Genomic DNA, 24,223 nt, shown 5'->3' on the forward strand with positions numbered 1-24,223 from the left:
CCGGCTGGCAGTGCGGTCCTACAGGTACTGACCGGTGTTCGTGGCCGTGTCGATGGCCCGACCCGACTCCTGGTTCTTGCCGGTCACGAGCGTGCGGATGTAGACGATCCGCTCGCCCTTCTTGCCCGAGATCCTGGCCCAGTCGTCCGGGTTGGTCGTGTTGGGCAGATCCTCGTTCTCGGCGAACTCGTCCACGATCGCGTCCAGCAGGTGGCGCACCGACAAGCCCGGCTGCTTGGTGTCCAGCAGGCTCTTGATGGCCGCCTTCTTCGCGCGGTCGACGATGTTCTGGATCATCGCGCCGGAGTTGAAGTCCCGGAAGTACAGGACCTCCTTGTCACCGTTGGCGTAGGTGACCTCCAGGAAGCGGTTCTCCTCGGACTCCTCGTACATCCGCTCGACCGTGTGCTGCACCATGCCGTCGATGCAGGCCACCGGGTCGCCGCCGAACTCGGCCAGGTCGTCGGCGTGGATCGGCAGGTCGGGCGTGAGGTACTTGTTGAAGATGTCCTTCGCGCCCTCGGCGTCCGGACGCTCGATCTTGATCTTCACGTCGAGCCGGCCCGGCCGCAGGATCGCCGGGTCGATCATGTCCTCCCGGTTGGAGGCGCCGATCACGATGACGTTCTCCAGGCCCTCGACGCCGTCGATCTCGCTGAGGAGCTGGGGCACGATCGTGGTCTCGACGTCGGACGACACGCCGCTGCCGCGGGTGCGGAAGATCGAGTCCATCTCGTCGAAGAACACGATCACCGGGGTGCCCTCGGACGCCTTCTCCCGGGCCCGCTGGAAGATCAGCCGGATGTGCCGCTCGGTCTCGCCCACGAACTTGTTGAGCAGCTCGGGGCCCTTGATGTTGAGGAAGTAGCTCTTGGCCTCGCGGTGGTCCTCGCCACGGGCGGCGTGGACCTGCTTGGCCAGGGAGTTCGCCACCGCCTTCGCGATGAGCGTCTTACCGCAGCCGGGAGGGCCGTACAGCAGCACGCCCTTGGGCGGGCGCAGCTTGTACTCGCGGAACAGGTCGGCGTGCAGGAACGGCAGCTCCACGGCGTCGCGGATCTGCTCGATCTGCCGGTAGAGGCCACCGATGTCCTCGTACCGGACGTCGGGCACCTCCTCCAGCACCAGGTCCTCGACCTCGGCCTTCGGCACGCGCTCGTAGGCGAAGCCCGCCTTCGAGTCGACCAGCAGGGAGTCGCCGGCCTTCAGCGGCGAGTCCATCAGCGGCTGCGCGAGCCAGACGACCCGCTCCTCGTCGGCGTGACCCACGACCAGGGCACGGCCGATCGAGCTGTCGGCGGTCTCGGACTGCAACACCTCGCGCAGCGTGCAGACCTCGCCGGTGCGCTCGAAGTCGCCGCCCTCGACCACGGTCAACGCCTCGTTCAGGCGCACCGACTGGCCCAGGACCAGCGACGACGTCTCCACCGCCGGTGAGACCGAGACCCGCATGCGACGGCCGGAGGTGAACACGTCCACCGTGCCGTCGTCGAACCTGGCCAGGAACACGCCGTAGCCGCTGGGCGGCTGCGCGAGGCGGTCCACTTCCTCGCGCAGGGCGAGCAGCTGGCTCCGCGCTTCTCGAAGGGTGTCGATGAGCTTCGTGTTGCGCTCGGTCAGTTGGCTGACGCGCTCCGTCGCCTCCGCCAACCGCTGCTCCAGCAGGCGGACGTGTCGTGGGGATTCCGTCAACTTGCGGCGCAGCAACGCGATCTCGTCCTCCAGGAACCTGATCTGCGCTGTCAGCTCACCAGAGTTGTTGCCCTTGTTCAGCTCGCCACCCTCATCGGGCTGGCTGCCGGGATGACCGTGCTGCATGTCGGCACCCTCCTCCCGTGTTCGTACGACAACGGTACCGGCGATCACCGACAAAAGCCGCCACCCAGCGGGTTCCCGGGCGTCGTGTGATCACACAAACCGCCCGCTCGGCCGGACCAACTGCTCCATACCGGTGTCTGCCGGAACCTCCTACCCGCTACCGTGCGTCCCATAACGAGTCCCACGCGCGTAGTCCGGGCAGTGTCCACTGCCACCAGCGGAAAGTTCTAGGAGAACGTGATGTCCGTCCCGCCGCAGCAGCCGGGTCCCTACGGTCAGCAGCCGGGTCAATTTGGCCAGCAACCAGGTCAATTCGGCCAGCAACCGGGGTACGGCCAGCAGCCCGGCGGGTACCCGCCGCCCGGCCAGGGCTTCCCACAGGGTGGGCAGCAACCCGGCTACGGGACGCCTCCGGGTGGTTACCCGCAGCAGGGCCAGCCCGGCCCCGGCCAGCAGCCGTACGGCCAACCCGGCCAGTTCAACCAGCCCGGTTACGGCCAACCGGGTGGTTTCGGTGGCGACCCGTACGGCACGCCGCCGAAGAAGAGCCCCCTGCCGTGGATCCTCGGCGGCGTCGGTGCCGTGGTCGTGATCGCGGTCGTGGTCGTGCTGGTCATGACCATGGGTGGGGGCGGCAACAGCTCGCCCAAGGACGCCGCCGACAGCTACGTCGCCGCCGTCAACTCCCGCGACTTCGACAAGCTCAAGACGCTGACCTGCACCGAGAAGCACGGCACGATCGACGACATCAAGAAGGCGACCGACCCGGGCGCCTTCGCCGCCGAGCTGGAGAAGGAGCTCAAGGACCTGCCTCCGGAGTTCAAGAAGCAGGTCGAGGAGGCCCAGAAGGCGGCGAAGGACATCAAGGTCAACCTGACCCTCGACAAGGTCGAGGAGAAGAGCGACACGGAGGCCACCGCCACCATCTCGGTCAAGTTCTCGGGCGTGCCCGACAGCATGAAGGAGTTCGTCAAGGACGACACCGACACGCTGCCGTTCAAGAAGACCGACGACGGTTGGGTCGCCTGCCCGACCGCGTGACCGACCCCGTTCGACGCGAAACGGCCCCGCACACCTCGTGCGGGGCCGTTTTGGCTGGTCAAAGCCTTGGTCAGCCCTTGGACGGCCGGCGCTGCGGCCGGGGCGGGGTGACGCCGTCGGCCAGCCTGCGGGTGGTCAGCAGGAACGCGGTGTGCCCGATCATCCGGTGCTCCGGCCGCACGGCCAGGCCCACCACGTGCCACGGCCGCACGAGGGTCTCCCACGCGTGCGGCTCGGTCCAGTGCTGCTGCTCCCGGATCGCCTCCGTCACCTTCGACAGCTGCGTCGTGGTCGCCACGTACACGACCAGCACGCCGCCCGGGATGAGGCTGCGCGACACGGCGGGCAGCACGTCCCACGGCGCGAGCATGTCCAGCACGACCCGGTCGACCTCGCCCTCGTGCGCGGCCACGTCGCCCACGGTCAACGACCAGTTGCCCGGCCGCTCGCCAAAGAACTGCTCGACGTTGCGGATGGCGTGGTCGGCGTGGTCCTGGCGCACCTCGTAGGACGTCACGCTGCCCTTCTCGCCGACCGCGCGCAGCAACGAGCAGGTCAGCGCGCCCGAACCGGCACCCGCCTCCAGCACCCGCGCGCCGGGGAACACGTCGCCGTACATGACGATCTGGGCGGCGTCCTTGGGGTAGATCACCTGGGCGCCACGCGGCATGGACAGCACGTAGTCCGACAGCAGGGGCCGCAGCGCGAGGAACGACGTGCCGCCGACGGAGACGACCACGGACCCCTCGGGCTGCCCGATCAGCTTGTCGTGCGGCAACGCGCCGCGGTGCGTGTGGTACTCCTTGCCCGGTTCGAGCACGATCGTGTAGTGCCGTCCCTTCGGGTCGGTCAACTGCACCCGGTCTCCCGGTTGGAACGGACCACTGGCGGTGCTCACCGCGGCGAACCTCCTGCTAAAACGCGTGTCAACAGCGCACGATGGTCGCACGGAGGCCGCACACGGCCCGTAGCGGCCCACCAGCCGACCGCGCTTTCACTCGCCCTGGTCGCCGACCTTCTCCCTGGTCCGACCGCTCAGGCCGCCCTTCGCCAGCTCGGTGACCGTGTGGTACACCGGCCAGCCCAGCAGCCAGATCACACCGACGAGCGTCATGGTGCCCATCTGCCCCCACAGCGCCTGCGTGCGTTCCGGCGTGGCCACCACGTACATGAGCAGCAGCATCACCAAGCAGGCGATCGCCCACGCCACCGCGAACTTGCCCCACTCGCGCCACTCGTAGCGGACCTTCGCCAGGCCGTGCCTGGGCGGTTTGACCGGGGGCGGGCCACCGGCGAACCGGTGGGCGACGCGCTGGTCGGCCCACCGCATCATGCTGTGCCCGAACGCCACGCTCACGCCCAGGTAGATCGCGGCGAGCCCGTGCACGCTCGACGCCTCTCCCCCGGACCGCAGGTCGAACACGGTGGCGACGAGCAGCACCACGTCCACCACCGGAGTGCAGACCAGCAGCACCGCACCCAGCTTGCGCATCCGCAGCACGTACCGGGCCAGCAGCCCGGCACCCAGCACCACCCAGAAACCGATCTCACAAGCCACGATGAGGACGACCAACGGTTCAACCACGTCCGCAATCGTGCCGTCCGGGGATCTTGGGCGCGTCGGCGGAGAGACCGACCCCGCGTCATCAGTTCGTAGGACGCCCCGCGCCCGGCCCTGTGCTGTGATGGCGGGGTGACGCTGCGCCCGGGACACCGAGACGTGCTGGTCGCGGTGGCCTTCTTCGCCCTGGGGCTGCTGGTCCACCGGCTCGGCCTGGACCAGGTGATGGGCAGCCGGGACGGGCACGTCCCGATCGGCACGCGCGTGGCGCTGCTCGCCGTGGCGTGCGCCGGCCAGGCGTTCCGCCACCGGGCGCCGCTGGTGGCGCTGGGCGTGGTCGGCGCTGCCGCGGCGGTGGACCTCTACCTCGGCCTGAGCGCGCCGATGATGATGGTCTGCGTCGATGTGCTGTTCGTGGCCACGCTGAACGGTCCGCGCCGGCTGCACCAGGTCCTCGTCGGCGCGGTGGCCGTGGCGACGGTCGGCATCACGGCGGCGGTCGCGGCAGCGGGTGACTGGCGGCAGTCGTTCTACACCGGGTTGCAGGTGTTCTCGCTGCTCGTGGTGCCGGTGTGGTGGGCGACGAACGTGCGCAGGCACCGGGAGAGCGCCGAGCAGATCGCCCGCATCGCCGAGCTGGACCGGCGGGCCGCGGTGAACGCCGAGCGCAACCGGATGGCCCGCGACCTGCACGACGTGGTGGCCGGGCACATGTCCGCGATCGCGATCCAGTCCGAGGCGGTGCTGTCGCTGCGCTCGGGAGACCCGGAGACCGCTCGCACGGTGCTCAAGTCGGTGCGCGAGAACAGCGTGCGCGCGTTGGCCGAGATGCGGACGATGATCGACGTGCTGCGGGCCGACGAGCCGGTGGACGAGCCGGTGGCGGTGCGGCTGGCGGACGTGGGCAGGCTGGTCGACTCCGCCGCCGCGACCGGGCTCGACGTGGAGTTCCGAGGCGGTGACGTGGGCGAACTGCCGGTGGGCGTGGACGTCGCGGCGTACCGGATCGTGCAGGAGGCGTTGACCAACGCGGTGAAGCACGCGCCGGGTGCGCGCGCGTCGGTGGTGCTCGAACGGCAGGTCAGGCGGTTGGTGGTGGTCGTGCGCAACGACGTGGTGGACGGTTCGCGCGGCGCCGGGACGGGAACGGGGTTGGTGAGCATGGCCGAACGCGCCCACCTGGTCGGCGCGGTGTTCTCCGCGGGCCGCGACGGCGACTGGGTCGTGCGGGCGGAGTTCCCGCTGTGATCCGGGTGGTGGTGGCCGACGACCACGCGGCGATCCGGGCCGGGCTGGTGATGATCCTCGGTGACGCGGACAGGGTCGAGGTGGTGGGCGAGGCCGCGGACGGCGCGGAGGCGGTGCGGCTGGCGAAGCGGCTGGAGCCGGACGTGGTGCTGATGGACATCCGGATGCCCGGCGTGGACGGCATCGAGGCGACCAGGCAGCTCAGCGGCGTGTGCGACGTGCTCGTGCTGACCACGTTCGACCTGGACGAGTACGTGCGCGGCGCGTTGCGGGCCGGTGCGGCGGGGTTCCTGCTGAAGTCCGTGGAGTCGTCCGCCCTGGTGGACGCGGTGCGGCAGGTCGCGGCCGGTGACGGTGTGCTGGCGCCGAGCGTGACGCGGCGGGTGATGCGGGAGTTCGCCTCGTCCGTGCCGCGATCACGCCCGGCCGGGTTGGACACGTTGACCGAGCGTGAGGTGGAGGTGCTGCACTGCCTCGGTGAGGGGCTGTCGAATCACCAGATCGGACGAAAGCTGCACATCGGTGAGACGACGGTGAAGACGCACGTGTCGCGGGTGCTGACGAAGCTGGACCTGCGGTCGCGGGTGCAGGCGGCGATCCTGGCGCAGGAGGCGGGCCTGCTGGACGGTCCGGGCGAGGACCGGGTCAGCGGCGGTCCAGCGCGGCCTTGAGGTCTTCGCGGCGCAGCACGCCCGCGGGCCGTCCTTCGAGGTCGACGACCAGGTACTCCCAGGCGGCCGTGCCGTGCACGCGTTCGACCACCTCGGCGCCGGTCTCGTTCTCCAGCAGCACGGTCTCCGGCCGGATCGGCACGGCGGCCTGCTCGGCGGGCGCGTGCGGCGAGGTGCTGGCCAGCCGGCGCGCCATCTCGCGGTCGAGCAGACCCGCCGCGACGCCGTCCGCGCGGACCAGGACCACGCCCCGGCCGGCGGACGCGGTGAGCGCGCCCGACACCGGGCTCTCGGCGGGCAGTTGGAGCACGGGCCGGACGAGTTCGCCCAGCGTGAGGCCGTCCGGCCAGGTGCTGCGGCGTTCGGCGGTGAACTCGCCACGCGCGCCCGCCAGCACGAACCACGCGGTCAGCAGGCACACGCCGAAGCGGAGCCAGCGGTCCTCGGCGCCGTCGAGCACGCCCCAGACGGCCCAGACGACGAGCAGCGCGGCCACCACGCCGCCACCGATCACGGCGGCCTTCGTGCCCGCCGCACGGCGGCCCGTGACGGCCCAGACGCCCGCGCGCAGGATCCGGCCGCCGTCCAGCGGGAGGCCCGGGAGCAGGTTGAACACCGCGACGGCGGCGTTGGCGAACGCGGTCTGGGCGATCAGCAGCCAGACCGCGTCGGGTTGCGGGATGGCGGACGCGGCCAGCGCGAACACGCCCGCGAGCACGATGGAGACGATCGGCCCGGCGACGGCGATGGCGCCCTCGTGGCCGGGTCGGGTCGGGGTGCGCATCACCTCGGACACGCCTCCGAGCAGGAACAGGCGCAGCCGCCGCACGGGCAGGCCGAGGCGCAGGGCGACCAGGCTGTGGCCGAGTTCGTGCGCCAGCACGGAGAGGCCGAGGAAGATCGCGAACGTGGCGGCGAGCAGCACGCCGGTGAGTCCACCGGTACCGGGCGCGATGCGGCCGACCAGCGGCGCGTAGAGCACCACGATGGCCGCCGAGCCCAGCCACCACGAGGGCGCGAGCAGCACCGGTATCCCGGCCGCGCGGAACAGCGGCAGCCCGCCGTCCCGGCCGACTTGCCGCCGCCAACTCCCCGTCGTCGCCACGTGCCGAGCCTAGGCGGCCGGGTGTATCAGGGCTGTGTTGGATCAGGGCCGTGTCGGGCCGGACGGGTCGCCGATCCGGGCGCGCAGGCCGTCGAGGATGAGGTCCAGGCCGAAGCCGAGCGCCTCGTCCTCACCGCCCCCGGCGGCCTCCGTCAACGCCGCCTTCGTCGCCGGGTAGCGGTCGCCCCGCTCGCGCACGACCTCGGCCAGGATCGCGCCGAACTGCGTCGCGGCGTCGCCGCCCGGCGTGGTCGCCGACTGCTGGGCGATGTTGCGGACGTGCCCCGCGAGCACGGCCAGCACGTCCATCCGCTCGGCGCCGCCCAGGCCGGTGCCGTCGAGCAGGGCCAGCGCGGCTTCCATCCAGGCCAGTTCGTTGGGTCCGACCACCCGCGGTCCGGTGGTGGCCTCCAGCACCCACGGGTGCCGCACGAAGCCCGGTAGCAAGGCCAACGCCCACGAGCGCAGCCGTGCGCACCGGTCGGCGCCGTCCAGGTCGGCGGGCGGGGTGCCCATCGCGAGGTCGGCCATGAGCGCGACCAACTCGGCCTTGCCCGGCACGTACCGGTACAGCGACATCTTCGTGAAGCCGAGTTCGGCGGCGACCCGTTGCATGGACACGGCGGCGAGTCCTTCGGCGTCCGCGACCGCGATGCCGGTGCGGGCGATGAGGTCGTGGTTGAGCGCGGGCTTGGGGCCGCGACGAGGGCCGGGACGGTCGCCCCACAGCAGGTCGAGGCTGCCCGTCAGGTCCATCGCCCCCTCCGGCGTTGCCGTCGCGGAAAACTGCGACCGGGGCGCGTTCGTGGTCTTCAAGTCACCGGTCCTGGACCACGACCGGCGTGACGTGGCCGCGCAGCGGCGGCTGCTGGTCGAGGCGTTCGGCGGGATGGGGTGGGAGACGCCCCGGCTGCTGGCGACCTTGGAGCACACGTCGGAGCTGTACTTCGACTCGATCAGCCGGGTGGACGTCCGGCCGTGGTCACGGGGCCGGGTCGCGCTGGTCGGGGACGCGGCCTGCGGAGCCACCATCGGCGGCATGGGCACGGGCACCGCCGTCGTCGGCGCGTACGTGCTGGCGGGCGAGCTGGCTGCGGACGGCGACCACGAGGCGGCGTTCCGCCGTTACGAGGACCGGATGCGCGACTACGCGCGGCGGTGCCAGAAGGGCGGTGACCGCACGGGCAAGTTCCTGGCGCCCGGGAGCGCGTTCGGCCTGCGTGCGCGCAACACCCTGCTGGGCAACCGGTTCCTGCTCGCCGTGATGCTCAAGGCGGGCAAGGACATCACGAACAAGATCGACCTGCCGGACTACGCGCGCGCCGCCGCCTGACACCCCGAGGTTCGAACCCGATCTTGTCGGGGGGTTGGCCTAGGGTGTCGTCCCATGGCAGTGCCGACGATCACCGAGCGCCCTGTTCGCAGGCCAGCGCTGTCGCCCTCGCGCGCGGGCGACTTCAAGCAGTGCCCGCTGCTCTACCGCTTCCGCGCCGTCGACCGGCTGCCCGAGAAGCCGACCAGGGCGCAGGTGCGCGGCACGGTGGTGCACGCGGTGCTGGAGGACCTGTTCGGGCTGCCCGCCGCCGAACGGCTGCCGGAGACGGCGCGGGCGCTGGTCGGCCCGGCGTGGGAACGGGTGCGGGCCGAGCGGCCGGAGTTCGCCGAGCTGTTCGCCGAGGGCGATCCCGAGCAGGAGCAGTGGCTGGCCTCGGCGCAGGAGCTGCTGGACGGCTACTTCGGGCTGGAGGACCCGCGCCGGTTCGACGCCGACGCCCGTGAGCTGCTGGTGGAGTGGGAGCTGCCCTCGGGGGTGCTGCTGCGCGGGTACATCGACCGCGTGGACGTGGCGCCGACCGGCGAGATCCGGGTGGTCGACTACAAGACCGGCGCCGCGCCGCGCGAGGTCGGCGAGGCCAAGGCGTTGTTCCAGATGAAGTTCTACGCGCTGGTGCTGTGGCGGCTGCGCGGCGTGGTGCCGCGCCAGCTGCGGCTGATGTACCTGGCCGACCGGCAGGCGTTGGCCTACCAGCCGGACGAGGCGGAGCTGGCCCGGTTCGAGCGCACGCTGGAGGCGATCTGGGACGCGATCCTGCGCGCGGCGAAGTCGGGTGACTTCCGGCCGAACCCGAGCAGGCTGTGCGACTACTGCGACCACAAGGCGTTGTGCCCGGCGTTCGACGGCACGCCGCCGCCGTACCCGGGCTGGCCGGAGCCGGACGCCGGGGTGGAGACCGTGCTGGACCGGGCCGACTGACGAGGGTTCTGCTTCATGGACGCGTTCTACGAGTTGCTGGACGACGACAGGTTCGCCGCCACCGGGCACACCACCGGGCCGTGGGGCAATGACAGCCAGCACCTGGGCCCGCCGTCCGCGCTGCTGGTGCGGGCGTTGGAGCGGTGCGCGCCGCGGCCGGAGGCGGTGCTGTCGCGGGTGGGGTTCGAGGTGCTGGGCCCGGTGCCGGTGGCCGAGCTGACCGTGACCGCGTCGGTGCTCCGGCCGGGGCGTTCGGTGGAGCTGCTGACGGCCGAGCTGGCGCACGAGGGCCGTCCGGTGCTGCGGGCGAACGCGTGACGGATCGTGGCGGGCGACACGGCGGCCGTGGCGGCGGGCGAGGGCGAGGGGCTCGTCCCGCCGGCGGAGTGCGAGCCGATGACGATCCCGGAGCACTGGCAGGGCGGCTACCTCGCCGCCATGGAGTGGCGTTCGGTGACCGGCGGCATCTTCGCACCCGGTGACGCGGTGGTGTGGGCGCGGGCGCAGGTGCGCGTGGTGGCCGGTGAGGAGCCGAGCCCGGCGCAACGCCTGTTCACCGTGGCCGACTCGGCGAGCGGCGTGTCCAGCCGGCTGGACATCCGCACGTGGTACGCGATCAACACCGACCTGACCGTGCACCTGCACCGGGAGCCGGTCGGCGAGTGGTTCGCGCTGGACGCGCGGACGGTGATCGGGCCGTCGGGCGTCGGCGTGGCGAGCAGCGTGCTGCACGACGGGCACGGGCCGGTGGGGCGCAGCGCGCAGTCGTTGTTCGTGCGGGAGCGCTAGAGCACCGCGAGGTCACGGCGCGGCCACGCCCGCCTCGCCGTCGTGCGGCTCCCTGTGCGGGACCGTGGTCGCCGGCGGGTGCATCGCGCGGCCGGGAGCGAGTGCGTCGTCCAGGTCGCGGGGATTCGCCGTGATGCGCTGCCACGCGAAGCGCTGCGATCCGTTCCGCGGTCTGAGGTGGACGGCGCGGCGGCCGGGGGTCGTGACCTGCTCTACGCGTGGGTCTCCTGCGGGGGCGGTTGACCCGGCAGTCGCTCTGCCCCACACCCCGTCAACCAGGCCCACGGTCGCAGCCGGCACGCGTCGCGCGCACCATGGGGCCATGAGGTTCGCGGACCGCTTCGACGCCGGCCGGGTGCTCGCCCGGGCGCTGGCCGACGAGTCGTGGACCGATCCCCTGGTGCTCGGCCTGGCGCGCGGCGGCGTGCCGGTGGCGTTCGAAGTCGCCTCGGCGCTCGGTGGTGAGCTGGGCGTGGCGGTCTCGCGGAAGATCGGCGCGCCCGGTCACCCCGAGTACGGCATCGGCGCGGTCACCGCGGAGGGCGAGCCGATCTTCGACGACGACGCCCTGCGCGTGCTCGGCCTGACCCGCGAGGACCTGGCCGAGGCGTGCGAAGCCGAACGGCGGGAGGCCCGGCGGCGGCTGGAGCTGTACCGGGACGGCCCGGTGCGGCTCGAAGGCCGTGACGTGCTGGTCGTGGACGACGGCCTGGCCACCGGCGTCACGGCCCGCGCCGCGCTGCGAGAAGCCCGGGCAGAGCACCCCCGGCGGCTGGTGCTCGCGGTGCCGGTGGGCGCGGCCGACTCCGTGCGCGCCCTCCGAGCGGACGCCGACCTGGTGGTCTGCCCCCACCCGCGGACGGACTTCCGCGCGGTCGGCCGGTTCTACGGGCACTTCGACCAGACGACGGACGACCAGGTCGTCGAGCTGCTACGTGGTCAGACCGCGCGGTAATGCTCGACCGTCGGGAACGGGTCGTAGAAGTGGTGCAGCAGCGCCTTCCACCGCGGGTACAGCGGCCCCTGCCGGAAGCCGACCGTGTGGTCCTCCAGCCGTTCCCACCGCACCAGCAGGAGGTAGCGGGACGGGTGCTCGACCGAACGCCGCAGGTCGAGCGAGACGAACCCGGGCGACGCCGAGATGACCTCGCGGGCCTGCTCGAACGCCCGCTCGAAGTCCGCCTCCAGGCCGGGGCGGACGTCGAGCGCGGCGACTTCCAGGATCACAGGTGCTTGTAGACGTCTGCGAGGGTGAGGCCGCGACCGAGCATCAGCACCTGCACCCGGTACAGCAGCTGGGAGACCTCTTCGGCCAGGCGCTCGTCGGACTCGTGCTCCGCGGCGATCCAGACCTCGCCCGCCTCCTCCAGCACCTTCTTGCCCTGCGCGTGCACCCCGGCCTCCAGAGCCGCGGCGGTGGCGGAGCCCTCAGGGCGGGTGCGTGCGCGTTCGCTCAGCTCGGCGAACAGCTCGTCGAAGGTCTTCACGGGGTCTGATCCTCCCATCCCCCGAACGGCCGCAGGAACCCAGGCCCCGCGGGGATCAGATCCCGTAGTGCGGGCTGGTGAACGGCCACGCCTCGGCGATCCACTTCGGCACGAACGCGTCCAGCGCGCGCTCCAGGTCGGTGCCCACGTGCGCGTCCACGACCCACCACGAGATCTGCGCGTCGTCGGCGCGCTCGGGGTCCTCGACCGGGTCGATGTAGACGCAGCCGAGCAGCTCGGTCTCGTCGGCGTTGAACAGCGCGTAGTTGAACGACTCGTGCGCGTCCTGCTCGCGTTCGTGCCGGGCCAGGTCGACGCGGTCCTGCTCGTGGGTCATGTCGGCGAGCGGCCAGCCCCACTTCTCGCCGTACAACGACCACAGCCGCTCCCGGGAACCCATCACCGCGGGGTAGTCGATGTCCACATCGGACTCGCGGATGGGCCGCAGGTGGTGTTCGGCGTCGAGCGGAACGCGGGTCGGGTGGGCGTAGTCAGCGGGCAGCCAGGGCATGCGCGGATTCTGCGCGGGCGGTACCGGAACCGCCAGCGAAAAACCGTTGGCGCGACTTCGGTCACACCGTGACACTGCACCGATGACCGATGGGCTGGTGCTGCGGACCGCGCGCCCGGACGACCTCGACCAGATCGGCGCGCTGCTGGTCGAGCGAGGTGAGCCGGCGGACGCCGTCGACCACCGCCTGGTGGTCGAGGACCCGGACGCGGGCTGGGAGTCGTGCGCGGTGGTCGTGGACGGCGACAAGGTCGTGTCCACCGCGACCCTGCTGGACGAGACGCTGGTGCTCGACGGGGTGCAGATCCCGGCGGGCCAGGTGGAACTGGTCGCCACCGACCGAGCTTACGAGGGTCGCGGGCTGGTGCGCGCGCTGATGGGGTGGGCGCACGAACGGTCCGCCGCACGCGGCCACCTGGTGAACGTGATGCTCGGCATCCCGTACTTCTACCGCCAGTTCGGCTACACGTACGCGATCCCGATCTCGGCCACCCGACCGGTCACGGGGCGTCCCGACGGCGCCGGGCACGCGGTGCGCGAGGCGGGCGTCGAGGACATCCCGGTGATGGCCCGGCTCCAGGACGCCGAGCAGGCGCGGGCCGACCTGCGGATGCCGCACTCCCACGGCCTGTGGCGGTGGCTCGTGGCGCGGGACGGCAGCACGGAGTGGCTGGTGGAGCGGGACGGCGTGCCGGTCGCCACGGGTCGCACCACGCCGCCGGAGGAGGGCGTGCGGCTGGCGGAGGCGGCGGCTGTGGACGAGGCGGCGGCGCACGCGCTGCTCGCGTTGACCGAGGCGACCGAGGTGACGGAGCGGCCGGGGTCGGTGGCGGGTGAGGCGTTGGAGCCGTTCCTCGGGCCCGCGCCGGAGGAGGCGAACTCGCACTACGTCCGGATCGGCGACCCGGTGGCGCTGCTGGAGCACCTGCGGCCGGTGTTCGGCTGGCGGTTGGCGGACGGCGGTTTCGGTGACGGGGAGGGCGAGGCGGTCGTGTCGTTCTACCGGTCGCACGTGCGGCTGCCGTTCAAGGCGGGCGAGGTCGGGCCGGTCGTGGTCGGCGGGACGATGCAGGCGCCGGGCGCGGCGGGCGGCGCGGGCGTGGCGCCGGACATGCTGGCGTCGCTGTTGTTCGGCCCGCACGGGCTCAAGGGCCTGACCGCGCGGTTCCCGGACGTATACCCGGGCCCCAACGCCGACCTGATGTGCACCCTGTTCCCGCCGGTGCGCAGCGACATGATGACGTTCTACCTGTCCTGACGTCCCTGGCCCCGGCGCACTAGCCGCCTTGCGGGTAACCCGCGAACTCGACGCCCATCGCCACGCCGGCGAGCACGAGCAGCGCGCCGGCGGCGGTGAGCGCGCGGCGGTAGCCGGTGTCACCGAGGCGGCGGCGTCCGCGGGCGACGAGCACGGCGATCACGACCTTGCCGCCGACCAGGGTCAGGTAGAAGCCGATCACCAGCGCCGCGCCCGCGGCCGCCGACGCGCGCCACGTGGTGATGGTGAGCGGTCCGAGCGCGGTCGCCCACGCGATCCACGGGTGCGGGCTGAGCAGGTTCACCAGCACCGCTCGACGCAGGGCGAGGGCTCCGGCGGCCTTCGCGGAACCGGAATTGTCGTACCCCGCCGGTAGAATCGAGTTCAGGGTTCCCCTGGGCGGCGACCCCTGCGCAGCGTGGAACTCGGGCGAGGCCGGTTCGGGGGTTGAGGGGCGATCGGTCAGTGACGCCGATCGGGCCTCACGGACGGTCTGCACGCCGGTCCACACCACGAACACCGCGCCCACGACGCCGAGCACGCCCAGCGCCCGCGCGGGCAGGCGGTCCAGCAGGAGCAAGGTCACCGCGACCACCACGGCGTCCGACAGCAGCGGCGCGCAGGCGGTCAGCACGCCGGACTTCCAGCCCGAGCGCAGCGCCGACGTCACCACCAGCACCAACAGCGGGCCGGGGCTGATGCTCGCGGCCAGGCCGAGGGCCAGTCCCCACCCCAGTGCGTCCACGGCGGCAGACTAGGCCACGTGTCCGAGTTCGCCCGAGTCCTGGCCACCCTGCGGCAGATCCGCGGCCTCAGCCCGTTCTTCGCCCTCGACGTCGGCCGGCCCGACGACGGCTGGCACGACGGCGAGGCCCTGTCGCACGGCCCCGCCCTGCCCGACGCCCTCGACCGGATCAGCGACCGCTACCGCACCACCGAACGGCGGGTCGCCGCGTCGCTGTTCTTCCTCGGCTACACGGCACGGCTGCTGAGCCCGGTGGTCGCGGCCCGCGCGGTCGGCGGGGTCGCGCCGGACGTCCGCCCGGCCAACGTGTGGTGGCGGTACCGCCCGGAAGGCCTCCAGGTCCGCCTGAAGGATCCGCTGGCGGGCGTCGGCATCGCCGAGTCGATGGAGCCGGTGGTGGAGGCGGTGCACGCGTGCACGCCGGTGGCACGCGGCCTGCTGTGGGGCAACGCGGGGTCGTCCGTCGCGGGCGCGCTGCGCACGGTCAGCCGCAGCGGCGTCGACTGCGGCGCGTTGGCCGGCGAACTGTTCGCCGACCCGCCGCTGAAGGACACCGGCGAGTTCATCCCGTTCCCCGGTGAGGTGGTGTTCCGGCGGCGCAGTTGCTGCCTGTACTACCGGCTCGACGGCGGCGGCACGTGCGGCGACTGCCCGTTGACGCCCCGCTGAACCCCTCCGGCGTGAAGTGCACGACAACTCGTCTGGTCGGTTGTGCCCCGACCACGATCGACTCTACGGTTCGCAACGCCGCAGTGGACGGGAAGCCGGTGTGAATCCGGCGCGGTCCTCGCCACTGTGACCGGGGAGCCAACCCGCCGAGAACGTCACTGGCCGCGTGCGGCGGCTGGGAAGACGCGGGGACGGTGTCGATCCGGGAGTCAGGAGACCGGCTGCGGCACGAGTTGTTGTTGACCTTCCACGAGGTATGGAGGAGGCGTCATGACGAGCCCCGCGCACCACCTTTCCGTCACCGTCCCCAAGTGGGCCTACGCCGTCGCGCTGGTCGCGCTGAGCGTGACCTGGCTGGTCCTGCAGGAGAACGGCATCGCGCTCGGCCACGCCGCCGAGACCGTGCACGAGTTCTTCCACGACGGGCGCCACGCGCTCGGCGTCCCGTGCCACTAGGCCGGGTCGACATGCCGACGTACAAGGGTCTGCTGGCGCGCGGTGTCGGCGCGGGCGCGGTGTCCGGGCTGCTCGCGGGCCTGGTCGGCGTGCTGGTGGTCGAGGCGCCGATCCGGGCGGCGCTGGCCGTCGAACAGGCGCGGCCCGCGGAGCCCGGCGCGGGTCACGGGCACGGCGAGCTGTTCAGCCGCGGCACGCAGGTGGTCGGCGGTGTGCTCGCCGCGGTGGTGGTGGGTGTGGCCGTCGGCGCGCTGTTCGCCACCGCGTACGCGGGGTCGCGGCGCTGGTTCGTGTCCAAGGCGCCGTTCGTGCGGGCGGTGTCGCTGTCGGCGGCGGCGTTCGGCGCGGCGGCGTTGCTGCCCGCGGTGAAGTACCCGGCCAACCCGCCGGGCGTGGGTGCCGCGGACACCGTGGAGTACCGCACGGTGCTCTACCTGGGGCTGATCGCGGCCGGGCTGCTGGTCGCGGTCGGCGCGAGCCAGCTGGCTTCCCGGTTGGGCGGGCTGACGCCGCCGGTCCGCGCGACCGCCGTGGCGTCGGTCGTGCTGGCGGCGGTGGTCGTGCTGCTCGTCGCGTTCCCGGCGACGCCGGACGTCGTGCCGTCCGACGTGCCGGGTGGCGTGCTGTGGGAGTTCCGGCTGGCCTCACTCGCCGAGACGGCCACGCTGTGGCTGGGTCTCGGCGTCGTGTTCGGCCTGCTGGTCGACCCGGCGACACGTCGGGTGAAGCGGGTGTCCGCGGTCTAGTCAGCGCTCCAGCAGCAGGGTGAGCGTCTCCAGTTCCACCCCGACCAGGGATTCGCGGAACACGCGGCGCTCGCCCTGCTCCACCGGCACGTCGCACGGCACGACCAGCACCGTGCAGCCGGCGGCCACGGCGGAGGCCACGCCGGTCGGCGAGTCCTCGACCGCGACGCACCGGGTCGGGTCGATGCCGAGCAGCCTGGCGGCCTTCAGGTACGGGTCGGGCAGCGGCTTGTTGCGGTGGTCGACCTCGTCACCGCACACCGTGACGTCGAACAGGTCCCGGCCGATGGTGTCCAGCGCGACCTCGGTCAGCCGCCGTTCGGTCGAGGTGACCAGCGCCATCGGCACACCGGAGTCCCGCACCGCCCTGAGCGCCTCGGCCGCGCCCGGCCGCCACGGCAGGCCTGCCCGGAACAGCTCCTCGGTGCGCCGGCTGATCCACGCCGCGCCGTCGGCGAGGTCGGCGTCGGTCGGCACGACCCCCGCTTCGGCGAACAGCAGCCCCATGGTGCGGGCCGTGCTGGAACCGACCAGCGCCTGCCTCGTCGCGAGCGACAGCGTGCCGCCCAGTTTCTCCACGAACTCGGTGAGCGGGATGTCCCACAGCTTCTCCGAGTCCAACAGGGTGCCGTCCATGTCCCACAGGACGGCCGCGGGCTCACCCACGTGGTTCTCCATTCATCCGGTGCTTTCCGCCGCGCCGACGGTCGACGAACCCTGCGATACCCCTAACCACCAGGTAGAAGCCGCCCAGCAGCGGCACACCCAGCGGCAGGATGGTCCAGATCGGGTCGTTGGGGAACTCCTCGGTGCGGAAGCGGTCGGGGTCGCCGCGGTCGTGGATCACGGTCACCCGATCACCCACGGCGTAGAGGGGGTGGCCTTCCATGACCAGGACCCCGGTCCGGGGGACGCCGTTCACCGGGTAGCGGACGTCCGCGGTGGCCGGCAGCTTGCCGCCGGGGTTGACCCGCACCACCTCCCCGGTCGTGCGGACGCCTGTGCGTGCCAGGTCCGTGGCGACGGCGTCCAGCAGCGCCACGCCGCCCACGAAGCCCGAGAGCAGTACGAGGCCGGCGACCAACGGGATCACCCACGCGAACGATTGCCGTTTCACGCGTCGGAGTACTTCGCCACACCCACGCCACCTTCGAGGAGGACCTTCACCTGTTCAGCGTAAGTGCACCGGAGCGTTGTGAACGGAGCGTGACCAAGGGTGGGCGGTGTGGTGCCGGGGCCGACGGCGAACCTGCCGCCGTCCTCGTCGGCCACCTCACGTGCGGGTTCGGCACCCCGACGGGACGGCTCGAAGATCTTCTCGGCGATGCCGAACCCGCCCGGGTCGGCCCCGAAGGAGTCGGTCTCCGCGGCGTCCGCGCCGGCTTCGGGGTAGCCGGGGCGCACCCGGGGCACGACGGCCGGCCCGGTCACGTTCAGCGGCTCGTCGCGACCCTCGTGACCTGCGGAGTCGTCCGAGGTCGGGTCGGCGGAGCGGAGCGTGGTGCCCGTCGCGCCGTCCGCGACGGGGACGCGGTCGGCGAGCGCGCCGGGGGAAGGCGGCGTGACACGATCCGACATGCGCCAAGCCTACGGCGTCGGGTGTGCGCCAGTGGTCGTAGTCTGGCCGCGTGACCGATCCGGACCAGGCCGCCCAGACCCCCTTCGACCCCAGCAAACCGCTCACCAACCCGATCATGGTGGCGGCGTTCGAGGGGTGGAACGATGCTGGCGACGCCGCCAGCACGGCGATCGAACACCTGCAACTCACGTGGGACGCGACGCCGTTGGCGGAGATCGATCCGGACGACTACTACGACTTCCAGGTGACTCGCCCCACAGTCCGCCTGGTGGACGGTGTCACCCGACGGGTTGAATTCCCGACGACCCGCCTGTCGGTGTGCCGTCCGCCCGGGTCGTCCACCGACGTGGTGCTCGTGCACGGGATCGAGCCGAACATGCGGTGGCGGAAGTTCGCGTCCGAGCTGCTGGGGCACATCGAGGACCTGGGCGTGACGACGGTGGTCACGCTGGGTGCGCTGCTGATGGACACGCCGCACACCCGGCCGGTGCCCGTAACGGGGACGGCGTACGACGAGGCGGCGGCGGCGAAGTACGGGCTGGAGCGGTCCCGGTACGAGGGGCCGACCGGGATCGTCGGTGTGTTCCAGGACCTGTGCGTGCAGGCCGGTGTGCCCGCGATCTCGTTCTGGGCGGCCGTGCCGCACTACGTCTCCCAGCCGCCTTCGCCGAAGGCGACGCTCGCCCTGCTGCACCGGGTGGAGGAGGTGCTGGACGTCGAGGTGCCGCTCGGCGCCCTGCCGGAACAGGCCGAGGAGTGGGAGCGCACGGTCAGCGAGATGGCCGACGAGGACGAGGACGTGCGCAACTACGTGCGGGCGCTGGAGGAGCGCGGCGACGCGGAGATCCAGATCACCGAGGCCAGCGGTGACGCGATCGCCGCCGAGTTCGAGCGCTACCTGCGCCGCCGCGGCCGTGGTCCGGGCCGTGGCCCGACGGGGATGTGACGCCGGCCGGCCGGACCAGCGCTTCGCCCGAGTCCTCCGGCCGGGATCCGGCATGGAGGTGACACCGGCCGGCCGGGTCGGGCTGGTGGGGATCTGCACGGCACGGCTGACCGGGTGGTCGATCGACCGGTTCGGCGCTCGGCGGGGCGCTGCTGGTCGGGGTCGGGGTGCTGCCGTCGGTGGCGTTCGTGCCGCAGTACCACGCGGACCCGGTCAGTGCGTTCCTCGTGCCCGCCGGGCTGGTGCCGGCCGTTCCGCCCGTGCTGCTGCACCGCGACCGGTCGCGAGGTCCAGCGTCGCCAGCGCCAGCACACCGGCCGCCAGGTAGAGCGCGGCCTGGGCGTTGAGCAGCGCGGACAGGCCCACCACGGGCGTGAGCACGCCCGCCAGCACCATGCCGAGCGCCTGACCGCCGTCGTAGAGGCTGACGAACGTCGCCATCACCCGGCCGCGCACCTCGTCGGACGCGTGCAGTTGCAGCACCGACACCATCCCGGCGCCCGCGATCACGCCCGGCACGCCCACCACCACGAACGCGGCCAGGTAGAACACCAGCGCCGTGGTCACGTGCGGCCCGTTCCAGCCCAGCGCGGCGACCACGGCGAAGCCGACCAGCGACACGCCCAGCAGCCTGCCGGGTGCGAGCCGACGCGCGAGCACGCCGACCAACAGGCCACCGAGCAGCCCACCAACCGCCTGGACACCGCGCAGCAACCCCACCTCGGCCGCTCCCCCGCCGAGCCGTTCGGTCACGAACACCACGAACAGCACCACGAACAGGCCCTGGCCGGTGGCCATCAACCCGACCACGGCCACCATCGGCCGCAGCGGGCCGCGGATCTCGCGCAGCCCGTCCAGCCAGGCGCGCCACGCGGGCTTCCCCGCCTCGCGCACCGGGTCCGCGGTCCCCAGCGTCGCCAACAGCGCCGCCGCGAGCAGGAACGACGCCACGTCCGCCAGCACCACGCCCGGCAACCCGGTGTAGCCGAGGAGCAGTCCGCCCAGCGACGCCCCGACCAGCCGTGCCAGGTTGCCGTTCAACCCGATCAGCCCGTTGGCCGCCGGCACCTGCTCCCGCGGCACGAGCGTCGGCAGCAACGCGTTCTTGGCCGGTTCGAACAGCGCCGCCAACCCGGCCTGCACCGCCGTCACCACGTTCACCAGCACCAGGTCGCCGGTCAGCAGCGGCAGCAGGGTGACCGCCTGCGCGAGGCTGACCAGCAGCATCAGTCTGCGCCGGTCGAACCGGTCGGCCAGCACCCCGGCCAGCGGCGACAGCGCCAGGCTCGGCAGCAGCGCCACCACGAACGTCGTCGCGGTCGCCGCCGCGGAACCGGTGCGCTGGTAGACGTACACCGGCAGCGCGACCAGCAGCACCCAGTCGCCGATCTCGGACACGAACCCGGCGATCCACAGCCGCCGGAACGCGGGCACACCCAGCGGGCCGGTCATCGCGGGAACGCCCGGATGCCGACGTGCGCGGGCAGGGCACCCTCCGGCACGTCCTGGCGCACCGGCACCAGGTACGGGCGTAGGATGTCGTCGATCATGCCGAGCAGGCCGACCAGCTCCTCGGCGGTCACGTTGACCGTGTAGCCGTGCATCGCGGAGGCTTCGAGCCACTCGCGCGGCAGTTCGTGCTGCCGGTCCAGGAAGCGCTGGACCAACCGGTTGTCCTCGTTGAGCGCCAGCGCGAGCACCGCGTCCTGTTGGCTGCGGACCTCCGGGTCGTCGTCGAACGCGCCGACGTCGTAGCCGACCGAGGTGGCCCGCCACGGCCGTTCCCGACCGTCACCGGCCTCGACCCGCTCCACGAACCCGGACTTCGCCAGCTGCCGCAGGTGCCAGCTGCAGTTGGAGGCCGTCGAGCCGACCGCCTCGGCGCACTCGCTCGCCGTGCGGGGACCGACCGCCAGCAGGTGGTTCAGCAACGACACGCGCAGCGGGTGCGCCAGCGCCTTCAGCGCGTCGACATCGGTGACCCGTCGGGGTCCTGGGAGATCCATGACCCCGACGGTAGACCTGAAAGGGTTCTTTTGAAAGTCTTCTTTCAGGTTCTCAGCCGACGTCCCTCCGGCGGAACCCGGCGAACCCGGCCGCCACCAGCGCCGCCGCGACGAGCGTCAGCCACAGCAACGGGGTCGCGGTGACCTCCGCGCCCGGCACCTTGGGGATGTGCGTGAACGGCGAGAGGTCCATCGCCCACTGGTCGAGCTGGAGCACCGGCCCCAGCTGGCCCAGCACCAGGAACACCACGATCACCGCCCAGCTCGCCGACGCCAGCTTCGGCACCAGCGCGAACAGCACCAGCGCGAGGCCCGCGACCACCCACACCGCCGGCACGTGCGTCAACGCGGCGCCGGCCAGCGCCACGACCTGCCCGGCGACGTCGCCGACCCGCGCGCCGTGCACCAAGCCCGCGCCCGCACCGGCTGCGGCCAGCACGACGGCGGTGCCGACGGTGGCGAACAGCAGGTGGCTGCCGACCCACGCGTACCGGCTGACCGGGGTGGCCAGCACGGGCTCGGCGCGGAGTTCGGTCTCCTCGGCGCGCAGCCGCAGCGTCGCCTGCACCACGTAGATCGCGCTGAACAGGGCGATGATGCCGAGGATCGACGCCAGGTAGACGTCCACGATCGCGCCGGAGCCGCCCATCTGCGAGATGATCTTCTCCAGCGCCGGGTTGCCGTTCAGCATCTCCTCGACCGCGCCGCCGACCGACCCGTAGATCGCGCCGAGCCCGAACAGGCTGATCGTCCAGCCGATCAGCATGCCCCGCTGCAACCGCCAGGCCAGGCCGAACGCGCTGCCCAACGAGGCGGGCGCGCGGTCGGGGCCGAGCCGGGTCGCCAGCAGCCCGCCGCCGATGTCACGCTTGGTGATCAGCGTCGAGGCGGCCACCAGCAGGACCGCGAACAGCGCCAGCGGGAGCAGCAGCACCGCGTACCGGTCACCGGCGAACGCCCTCGTCTGCTGGAACCAGCCCAGCGGCGACAGCCAGCCGAGCCAGGTCGGGCCCTCGTCACCGGCCGCGTCACCGACGGCGCGCAGCAGGTAGGAGCCGCCGAGCACGGCGCCGGAGATCGAGTTCGCAACGCGGGCGCTCTCCGACAGCTGCGCGCTGACCGCGCCGACACCGGTGAACACCCAGCCGACCGACGCGAGCGCGAGGCCGAACGCGAACGACCCCGCCGCGTCCTGCCCCAGGCCCACCAGTCCCAGCGCGATGAGCAGGCCGATCACGGTGCTCGCCGCCAGCGCCACGACCACCGCCGCGGCCAGCGGCGCGTGCCGGGAGACCACGGTCGAGCCGATCAGCTCCAGCCGGCCGGTCTCCTCCTCGGCCCTGGTGTGCCGGGTGACCAGGAACATGCTCATCAGCCCGACCAGCAGCGCGCCGAACACACCCCACCGCCAGGCCAGCAGGCCGCCGACGGCGGACGCGTCGAAGATCGGGCCGAGCATCGCCAGGAACGCCGGGTTGCCGCTCGCCGTCGCGGCCAGCTGCTGCCGCGCCTCGACCGCACCGTAGAGCTGTTCCAGGGACGAACCAGTGGCCACCGTGATGCCGACCAGGCCGACGACCCAGACGGCCAGCAGCAGCCGGTCGCGGCGCAGCGCCAGGCGCACCAGCGAGCCGAGGCCGGTCACGACGACATCGCCCCTTCGACCGTGCCGCCGGACGGCAGCTCGTCCTCGTAGTGGCGCAGGAACAGCTCCTCCAGCGTCGGCGGCTGGCTGGTCAACGCGCGCACTCCGCTGCCGACCAACGCGCGCAGCGCCGTGTCCAAGTGGTCGGTGTCGACCTCGAACCGCACCCGCGTGCCGTCGACCGCCAGGTCGTGCACGCCGGGCAGGCCGGCCAGCCCGTCCGGCGCGCCGACCAGCTCGGCCGAGACGCTGGTGCGGGTGAGGTGGCGCAGGTCGGCCAGCGTGCCGCTCTCCACCGTGCGGCCGTTGCGGATGATGCTGACCCGGTCGCACAGGGCCTCCACCTCGGCCAGGATGTGGCTGGACAGCAGCACGGTCCGCTCGCCGCGCAGCTCGTTCACCGCCTCCTGGAACACCGCCTCCATCAGCGGGTCCAGCCCGGAGGTCGGCTCGTCCAGGATCAGCAGCTCCACGTCCGAGGCCAGCGCCGCGACCAGGGCCACCTTCTGCCGGTTGCCCTTGGAGTAGGTGCGACCCTTCTTGCGCGGGTCCAGCTCGAAGCGCTCCAGCAGCTCGGCGCGGCGCTTCTCGTTCAGCCCACCGCGCAGCCTGCCCAGCAGGTCGATCACCTCGCCGCCGGTCAGGTTGGGCCACAGGTTCACGTCGCCGGGCACGTAGGCGAGCCTGCGGTGCAGCTCGGCGGTATCGCGCCACGGGTCGCCGCCCAGCAGCGACGCGGCACCCGAGTCTGCGCGCAGCAGGCCCAACAGGACCCGGATGGTGGTCGACTTGCCCGACCCGTTGGGGCCGAGGAAGCCGTGCACCTCCCCCTCGCGGACGGTCAGGTCCAGACCGTCCAGTGCACGCGTCGGGCCGAAGGTCTTGACCAGGCCCGACACGGATATCGCAGCAGTCATGCCCGGTAAGTTACAGTCATTTCACAAAGTCGTGAAGTTAAGGAAGCGTATAAACTGCCCCCGGTTCGAGGTACCACGAAGGGATGATCCGGCGGTGACTCAGGTGGGCGAGCGGGACGAGCAGGCGGTGCTGCGCTTCATCGAGCGCTTCTCCTCGGTGTTCACCGAGTCGGGCATGGCGAGGATGCCCGCCCGCGTGTTCGTCGCGCTGCTGGCCGCCGACTCCGGCGAGATGACCTCCGCCGAGCTGGCCGACCTGCTGCGCGTCTCCCCCGCCGCCATCTCCGGCGCGGTCCGGTACCTCACCCAGGTCGGCCTGGTGAGCCGGGAGCGGGAGACCGGCACGCGCCGCGACATCTACCGCGTGCTCGACGACCTCTGGTACGAGGCGCTGTTCCGCCGCGACGAGATGCTCCGCCGCATGACCGGTCCGCTCAAGGAGGGCATCAGCGCGCTCGGCGCCGACACGCCCGCGGGCCTGCGGATTTCCGAGACCCTCATGTTCTTCGAGTTCTTCCACGCCGAGCTGCCGAACATGCTCAAGCAGTGGCGGGCGTACCGGGACGAGCGACTGGGCGCACGGGACTCGGCCGACCGGCCCTGACGGGCGGTACCGATACCTTTCGATTCGACGTAGTTACGACTATCGGCGCTAACGAGCGGTCGGTTTTCTCCCGACCATGCAAGTGACCAGGTCGCTCCACCCGTTCGCGCGGACGTCCCACCCCTGCATCGCACGGCCGACCGGCGCACCCGCCCGGCACGGCCGCG

General features: G+C 72.3%; 28 protein-coding genes, 1 pseudogene and 1 riboswitch. Of the genes and pseudogenes, 13 read left to right on the top strand and 16 right to left on the bottom strand.

Features of this window, described 5'->3' with window-relative positions:
• Positions 1–18 precede the first annotated feature (18 nt).
• Positions 19–1,818, bottom strand: coding sequence for a proteasome ATPase (gene arc, locus A6A25_RS32555; protein WP_073896805.1), 1,800 nt, complete (start codon positions 1,816–1,818; stop codon positions 19–21).
• A gap of 240 nt (positions 1,819–2,058) precedes the next feature.
• Between arc and A6A25_RS32560 the strand changes: the two genes are divergently transcribed.
• Positions 2,059–2,859 (top strand): Rv0361 family membrane protein, encoded by an 801-nt coding sequence (locus A6A25_RS32560; protein WP_073896807.1) that lies wholly within the window; start codon positions 2,059–2,061, stop codon positions 2,857–2,859.
• A 70-nt stretch (positions 2,860–2,929) separates the two neighbouring features.
• Here the strand turns inward: A6A25_RS32560 and A6A25_RS32565 are convergent, their stop codons facing one another.
• Together A6A25_RS32565 and A6A25_RS32570 are read right to left on the bottom strand one after the other, a co-directional pair.
• Positions 2,930–3,757: a tRNA (adenine-N1)-methyltransferase gene (locus A6A25_RS32565; RefSeq protein WP_073896808.1), complete on the bottom strand. Its 828-nt coding sequence runs from the start codon at positions 3,755–3,757 to the stop codon at positions 2,930–2,932.
• A 96-nt stretch (positions 3,758–3,853) separates the two neighbouring features.
• Positions 3,854–4,444, bottom strand: coding sequence for a hypothetical protein (locus A6A25_RS32570; protein ID WP_073896810.1), 591 nt, complete (start codon positions 4,442–4,444; stop codon positions 3,854–3,856).
• A gap of 108 nt (positions 4,445–4,552) precedes the next feature.
• Between A6A25_RS32570 and A6A25_RS32575 the strand changes: the two genes are divergently transcribed.
• Together A6A25_RS32575 and A6A25_RS32580 are read left to right on the top strand one after the other, a co-directional pair.
• Entirely contained in the window at positions 4,553–5,668 is a 1,116-nt protein-coding gene (locus A6A25_RS32575) for a sensor histidine kinase (protein ID WP_143193555.1), read from the top strand.
• On the top strand, positions 5,665–6,339 hold the full coding sequence (locus tag A6A25_RS32580; RefSeq protein ID WP_073896813.1) for a response regulator: 675 nt from the start codon (positions 5,665–5,667) through the stop codon (positions 6,337–6,339). The genes A6A25_RS32575 and A6A25_RS32580 overlap by 4 nt, the downstream gene beginning before the upstream one ends.
• On the opposite strand, the gene A6A25_RS32585 is transcribed toward A6A25_RS32580, so the two are convergent.
• Positions 6,314–7,444: a site-2 protease family protein gene (locus A6A25_RS32585; protein WP_073896815.1), complete on the bottom strand. Its 1,131-nt coding sequence runs from the start codon at positions 7,442–7,444 to the stop codon at positions 6,314–6,316. The two genes, A6A25_RS32580 and A6A25_RS32585, sit on opposite strands and share 26 nt — an antisense overlap.
• Before the next feature lie 42 nt (positions 7,445–7,486).
• A complete protein-coding gene (locus A6A25_RS32590) occupies positions 7,487–8,200 on the bottom strand; it encodes a TetR/AcrR family transcriptional regulator (protein ID WP_073896817.1) in 714 nt (237 codons plus the stop codon).
• A 49-nt stretch (positions 8,201–8,249) separates the two neighbouring features.
• On the opposite strand from A6A25_RS32590, the gene A6A25_RS32595 reads away from it, so the two are divergent.
• The 4 genes and pseudogenes from A6A25_RS32595 (at position 8,250) to A6A25_RS32610 (ending at position 11,442) form a co-directional block, all read left to right on the top strand.
• Complete coding sequence (locus A6A25_RS32595; protein WP_073896819.1) at positions 8,250–8,777, top strand: hypothetical protein; 528 nt, start codon at positions 8,250–8,252, stop codon at positions 8,775–8,777.
• 54 nt (positions 8,778–8,831) lie between these two features.
• A complete protein-coding gene (locus tag A6A25_RS32600) occupies positions 8,832–9,698 on the top strand; it encodes a RecB family exonuclease (protein WP_073896820.1) in 867 nt (288 codons plus the stop codon).
• A 15-nt stretch (positions 9,699–9,713) separates the two neighbouring features.
• Positions 9,714–10,487, top strand: a pseudogene (locus A6A25_RS32605) (thioesterase family protein).
• A 322-nt stretch (positions 10,488–10,809) separates the two neighbouring features.
• Complete coding sequence (locus tag A6A25_RS32610) at positions 10,810–11,442, top strand: phosphoribosyltransferase (protein ID WP_083668857.1); 633 nt, start codon at positions 10,810–10,812, stop codon at positions 11,440–11,442.
• Here the strand turns inward: A6A25_RS32610 and A6A25_RS32615 are convergent.
• The 3 genes from A6A25_RS32615 to A6A25_RS32625 are packed head-to-tail and all read right to left on the bottom strand — an operon-like array spanning position 11,427 to position 12,485.
• A complete protein-coding gene (locus tag A6A25_RS32615; RefSeq protein WP_073896822.1) occupies positions 11,427–11,714 on the bottom strand; it encodes an antibiotic biosynthesis monooxygenase family protein in 288 nt (95 codons plus the stop codon). The genes A6A25_RS32610 and A6A25_RS32615 overlap by 16 nt on opposite strands.
• Positions 11,711–11,974 (bottom strand): phosphoribosyl-ATP diphosphatase, encoded by a 264-nt coding sequence (locus A6A25_RS32620; protein WP_073896824.1) that lies wholly within the window; start codon positions 11,972–11,974, stop codon positions 11,711–11,713. The genes A6A25_RS32615 and A6A25_RS32620 overlap by 4 nt, the downstream gene beginning before the upstream one ends.
• 55 nt (positions 11,975–12,029) lie before the next feature.
• Positions 12,030–12,485, bottom strand: a complete 456-nt coding sequence (locus A6A25_RS32625; protein ID WP_073896826.1) for a GNAT family N-acetyltransferase — start codon at positions 12,483–12,485, stop codon at positions 12,030–12,032.
• 82 nt (positions 12,486–12,567) lie between these two features.
• Here A6A25_RS32625 and A6A25_RS32630 point away from each other — a divergent pair, with 82 nt between their 5' ends.
• Entirely contained in the window at positions 12,568–13,743 is a 1,176-nt protein-coding gene (locus A6A25_RS32630) for a GNAT family N-acetyltransferase (RefSeq protein WP_073896828.1), read from the top strand.
• 19 nt (positions 13,744–13,762) lie between these two features.
• On the opposite strand, the gene A6A25_RS32635 is transcribed toward A6A25_RS32630, so the two are convergent.
• The gene (locus tag A6A25_RS32635) at positions 13,763–14,488 is read right to left on the bottom strand and encodes a LysE family translocator (protein ID WP_073896830.1); all 726 of its coding nucleotides are present in this window, start codon (positions 14,486–14,488) and stop codon (positions 13,763–13,765) included.
• Positions 14,489–14,506: 18 nt separating this feature from the next.
• On the opposite strand from A6A25_RS32635, the gene A6A25_RS32640 reads away from it, so the two are divergent.
• The 3 genes from A6A25_RS32640 to A6A25_RS32650 all read left to right on the top strand — a co-directional run bounded on the left by A6A25_RS32640 (position 14,507) and on the right by A6A25_RS32650 (position 16,359).
• Positions 14,507–15,157: a (2Fe-2S)-binding protein gene (locus tag A6A25_RS32640; RefSeq protein WP_073896832.1), complete on the top strand. Its 651-nt coding sequence runs from the start codon at positions 14,507–14,509 to the stop codon at positions 15,155–15,157.
• Between the two features lie 64 nt (positions 15,158–15,221).
• A riboswitch (cobalamin riboswitch) is annotated at positions 15,222–15,397 on the top strand.
• Positions 15,398–15,427: 30 nt separating this feature from the next.
• The gene (locus A6A25_RS32645; protein WP_073896834.1) at positions 15,428–15,613 is read left to right on the top strand and encodes a CbtB-domain containing protein; all 186 of its coding nucleotides are present in this window, start codon (positions 15,428–15,430) and stop codon (positions 15,611–15,613) included.
• 11 nt (positions 15,614–15,624) lie between these two features.
• Positions 15,625–16,359, top strand: a complete 735-nt coding sequence (locus tag A6A25_RS32650) for a CbtA family protein (protein ID WP_073896836.1) — start codon at positions 15,625–15,627, stop codon at positions 16,357–16,359.
• On the opposite strand, the gene A6A25_RS32655 is transcribed toward A6A25_RS32650, so the two are convergent.
• Genes A6A25_RS32655 through A6A25_RS32665 form a run of 3 tightly spaced genes read right to left on the bottom strand, consistent with a single transcriptional unit; the run spans position 16,360 to position 17,937 of the window.
• Positions 16,360–17,037 carry an HAD family hydrolase gene (locus A6A25_RS32655; protein ID WP_073896838.1) on the bottom strand — a complete coding sequence of 226 codons (678 nt, stop codon included), beginning with the start codon at positions 17,035–17,037 and terminating at the stop codon, positions 16,360–16,362.
• Positions 17,018–17,452: a DUF3592 domain-containing protein gene (locus A6A25_RS32660; protein WP_143193556.1), complete on the bottom strand. Its 435-nt coding sequence runs from the start codon at positions 17,450–17,452 to the stop codon at positions 17,018–17,020. Before A6A25_RS32660 ends, A6A25_RS32655 begins: the two co-directional genes overlap by 20 nt.
• 20 nt (positions 17,453–17,472) lie before the next feature.
• Positions 17,473–17,937, bottom strand: coding sequence for a homocysteine S-methyltransferase family protein (locus tag A6A25_RS32665; protein ID WP_073896841.1), 465 nt, complete (start codon positions 17,935–17,937; stop codon positions 17,473–17,475).
• A 50-nt stretch (positions 17,938–17,987) separates the two neighbouring features.
• On the opposite strand from A6A25_RS32665, the gene A6A25_RS32670 reads away from it, so the two are divergent.
• Complete coding sequence (locus tag A6A25_RS32670) at positions 17,988–18,884, top strand: PAC2 family protein (RefSeq protein ID WP_073896843.1); 897 nt, start codon at positions 17,988–17,990, stop codon at positions 18,882–18,884.
• Positions 18,885–19,097: 213 nt separating this feature from the next.
• Here A6A25_RS32670 and A6A25_RS32675 read toward each other — a convergent pair whose 3' ends face one another.
• From A6A25_RS32675 to A6A25_RS32690, 4 genes are read right to left on the bottom strand one after another with little or no spacing between them, the layout of a single operon-like run.
• Complete coding sequence (locus A6A25_RS32675; RefSeq protein ID WP_073896844.1) at positions 19,098–20,336, bottom strand: MFS transporter; 1,239 nt, start codon at positions 20,334–20,336, stop codon at positions 19,098–19,100.
• A complete protein-coding gene (locus A6A25_RS32680) occupies positions 20,333–20,890 on the bottom strand; it encodes an ArsR/SmtB family transcription factor (RefSeq protein WP_073896846.1) in 558 nt (185 codons plus the stop codon). Before A6A25_RS32680 ends, A6A25_RS32675 begins: the two co-directional genes overlap by 4 nt.
• 52 nt (positions 20,891–20,942) lie before the next feature.
• Complete coding sequence (locus A6A25_RS32685) at positions 20,943–22,535, bottom strand: ABC transporter permease (RefSeq protein ID WP_073896847.1); 1,593 nt, start codon at positions 22,533–22,535, stop codon at positions 20,943–20,945.
• A complete protein-coding gene (locus tag A6A25_RS32690) occupies positions 22,532–23,452 on the bottom strand; it encodes an ABC transporter ATP-binding protein (RefSeq protein WP_073896849.1) in 921 nt (306 codons plus the stop codon). The genes A6A25_RS32685 and A6A25_RS32690 overlap by 4 nt, the downstream gene beginning before the upstream one ends.
• Positions 23,453–23,546: 94 nt before the next feature.
• Between A6A25_RS32690 and A6A25_RS32695 the strand changes: the two genes are divergently transcribed.
• The gene (locus tag A6A25_RS32695; RefSeq protein WP_083668858.1) at positions 23,547–24,056 is read left to right on the top strand and encodes a GbsR/MarR family transcriptional regulator; all 510 of its coding nucleotides are present in this window, start codon (positions 23,547–23,549) and stop codon (positions 24,054–24,056) included.
• Positions 24,057–24,223: the final 167 nt, after the last annotated feature.

Origin of the sequence: Saccharothrix sp. CB00851, from assembly GCF_001905065.1 — a bacterium.
Lineage (GTDB): Bacteria > Actinomycetota > Actinomycetes > Mycobacteriales > Pseudonocardiaceae > Actinosynnema.

Bases quoted from the DNA above. Each gene is read 5' to 3' on its own strand.
- arc (WP_073896805.1), bottom strand. From the start codon at position 1,818: ATGCAGCACGGTCATCCCGGCAGCCAGCCCGATGAGGGTGGCGAGCTG.
- A6A25_RS32560 (WP_073896807.1), top strand. From the start codon at position 2,059: ATGTCCGTCCCGCCGCAGCAGCCGGGTCCCTACGGTCAGCAGCCGGGT.
- A6A25_RS32590 (WP_073896817.1), bottom strand. From the start codon at position 8,200: ATGGACCTGACGGGCAGCCTCGACCTGCTGTGGGGCGACCGTCCCGGC.
- A6A25_RS32600 (WP_073896820.1), top strand. From the start codon at position 8,832: ATGGCAGTGCCGACGATCACCGAGCGCCCTGTTCGCAGGCCAGCGCTG.
- A6A25_RS32610 (WP_083668857.1), top strand. From the start codon at position 10,810: ATGAGGTTCGCGGACCGCTTCGACGCCGGCCGGGTGCTCGCCCGGGCG.
- A6A25_RS32625 (WP_073896826.1), bottom strand. From the start codon at position 12,485: ATGCCCTGGCTGCCCGCTGACTACGCCCACCCGACCCGCGTTCCGCTC.
- A6A25_RS32630 (WP_073896828.1), top strand. From the start codon at position 12,568: ATGACCGATGGGCTGGTGCTGCGGACCGCGCGCCCGGACGACCTCGAC.
- A6A25_RS32645 (WP_073896834.1), top strand. From the start codon at position 15,428: ATGACGAGCCCCGCGCACCACCTTTCCGTCACCGTCCCCAAGTGGGCC.
- A6A25_RS32650 (WP_073896836.1), top strand. From the start codon at position 15,625: ATGCCGACGTACAAGGGTCTGCTGGCGCGCGGTGTCGGCGCGGGCGCG.
- A6A25_RS32655 (WP_073896838.1), bottom strand. From the start codon at position 17,037: ATGGAGAACCACGTGGGTGAGCCCGCGGCCGTCCTGTGGGACATGGAC.
- A6A25_RS32665 (WP_073896841.1), bottom strand. From the start codon at position 17,937: ATGTCGGATCGTGTCACGCCGCCTTCCCCCGGCGCGCTCGCCGACCGC.
- A6A25_RS32675 (WP_073896844.1), bottom strand. From the start codon at position 20,336: ATGACCGGCCCGCTGGGTGTGCCCGCGTTCCGGCGGCTGTGGATCGCC.
- A6A25_RS32680 (WP_073896846.1), bottom strand. From the start codon at position 20,890: ATGGATCTCCCAGGACCCCGACGGGTCACCGATGTCGACGCGCTGAAG.
- A6A25_RS32690 (WP_073896849.1), bottom strand. From the start codon at position 23,452: ATGACTGCTGCGATATCCGTGTCGGGCCTGGTCAAGACCTTCGGCCCG.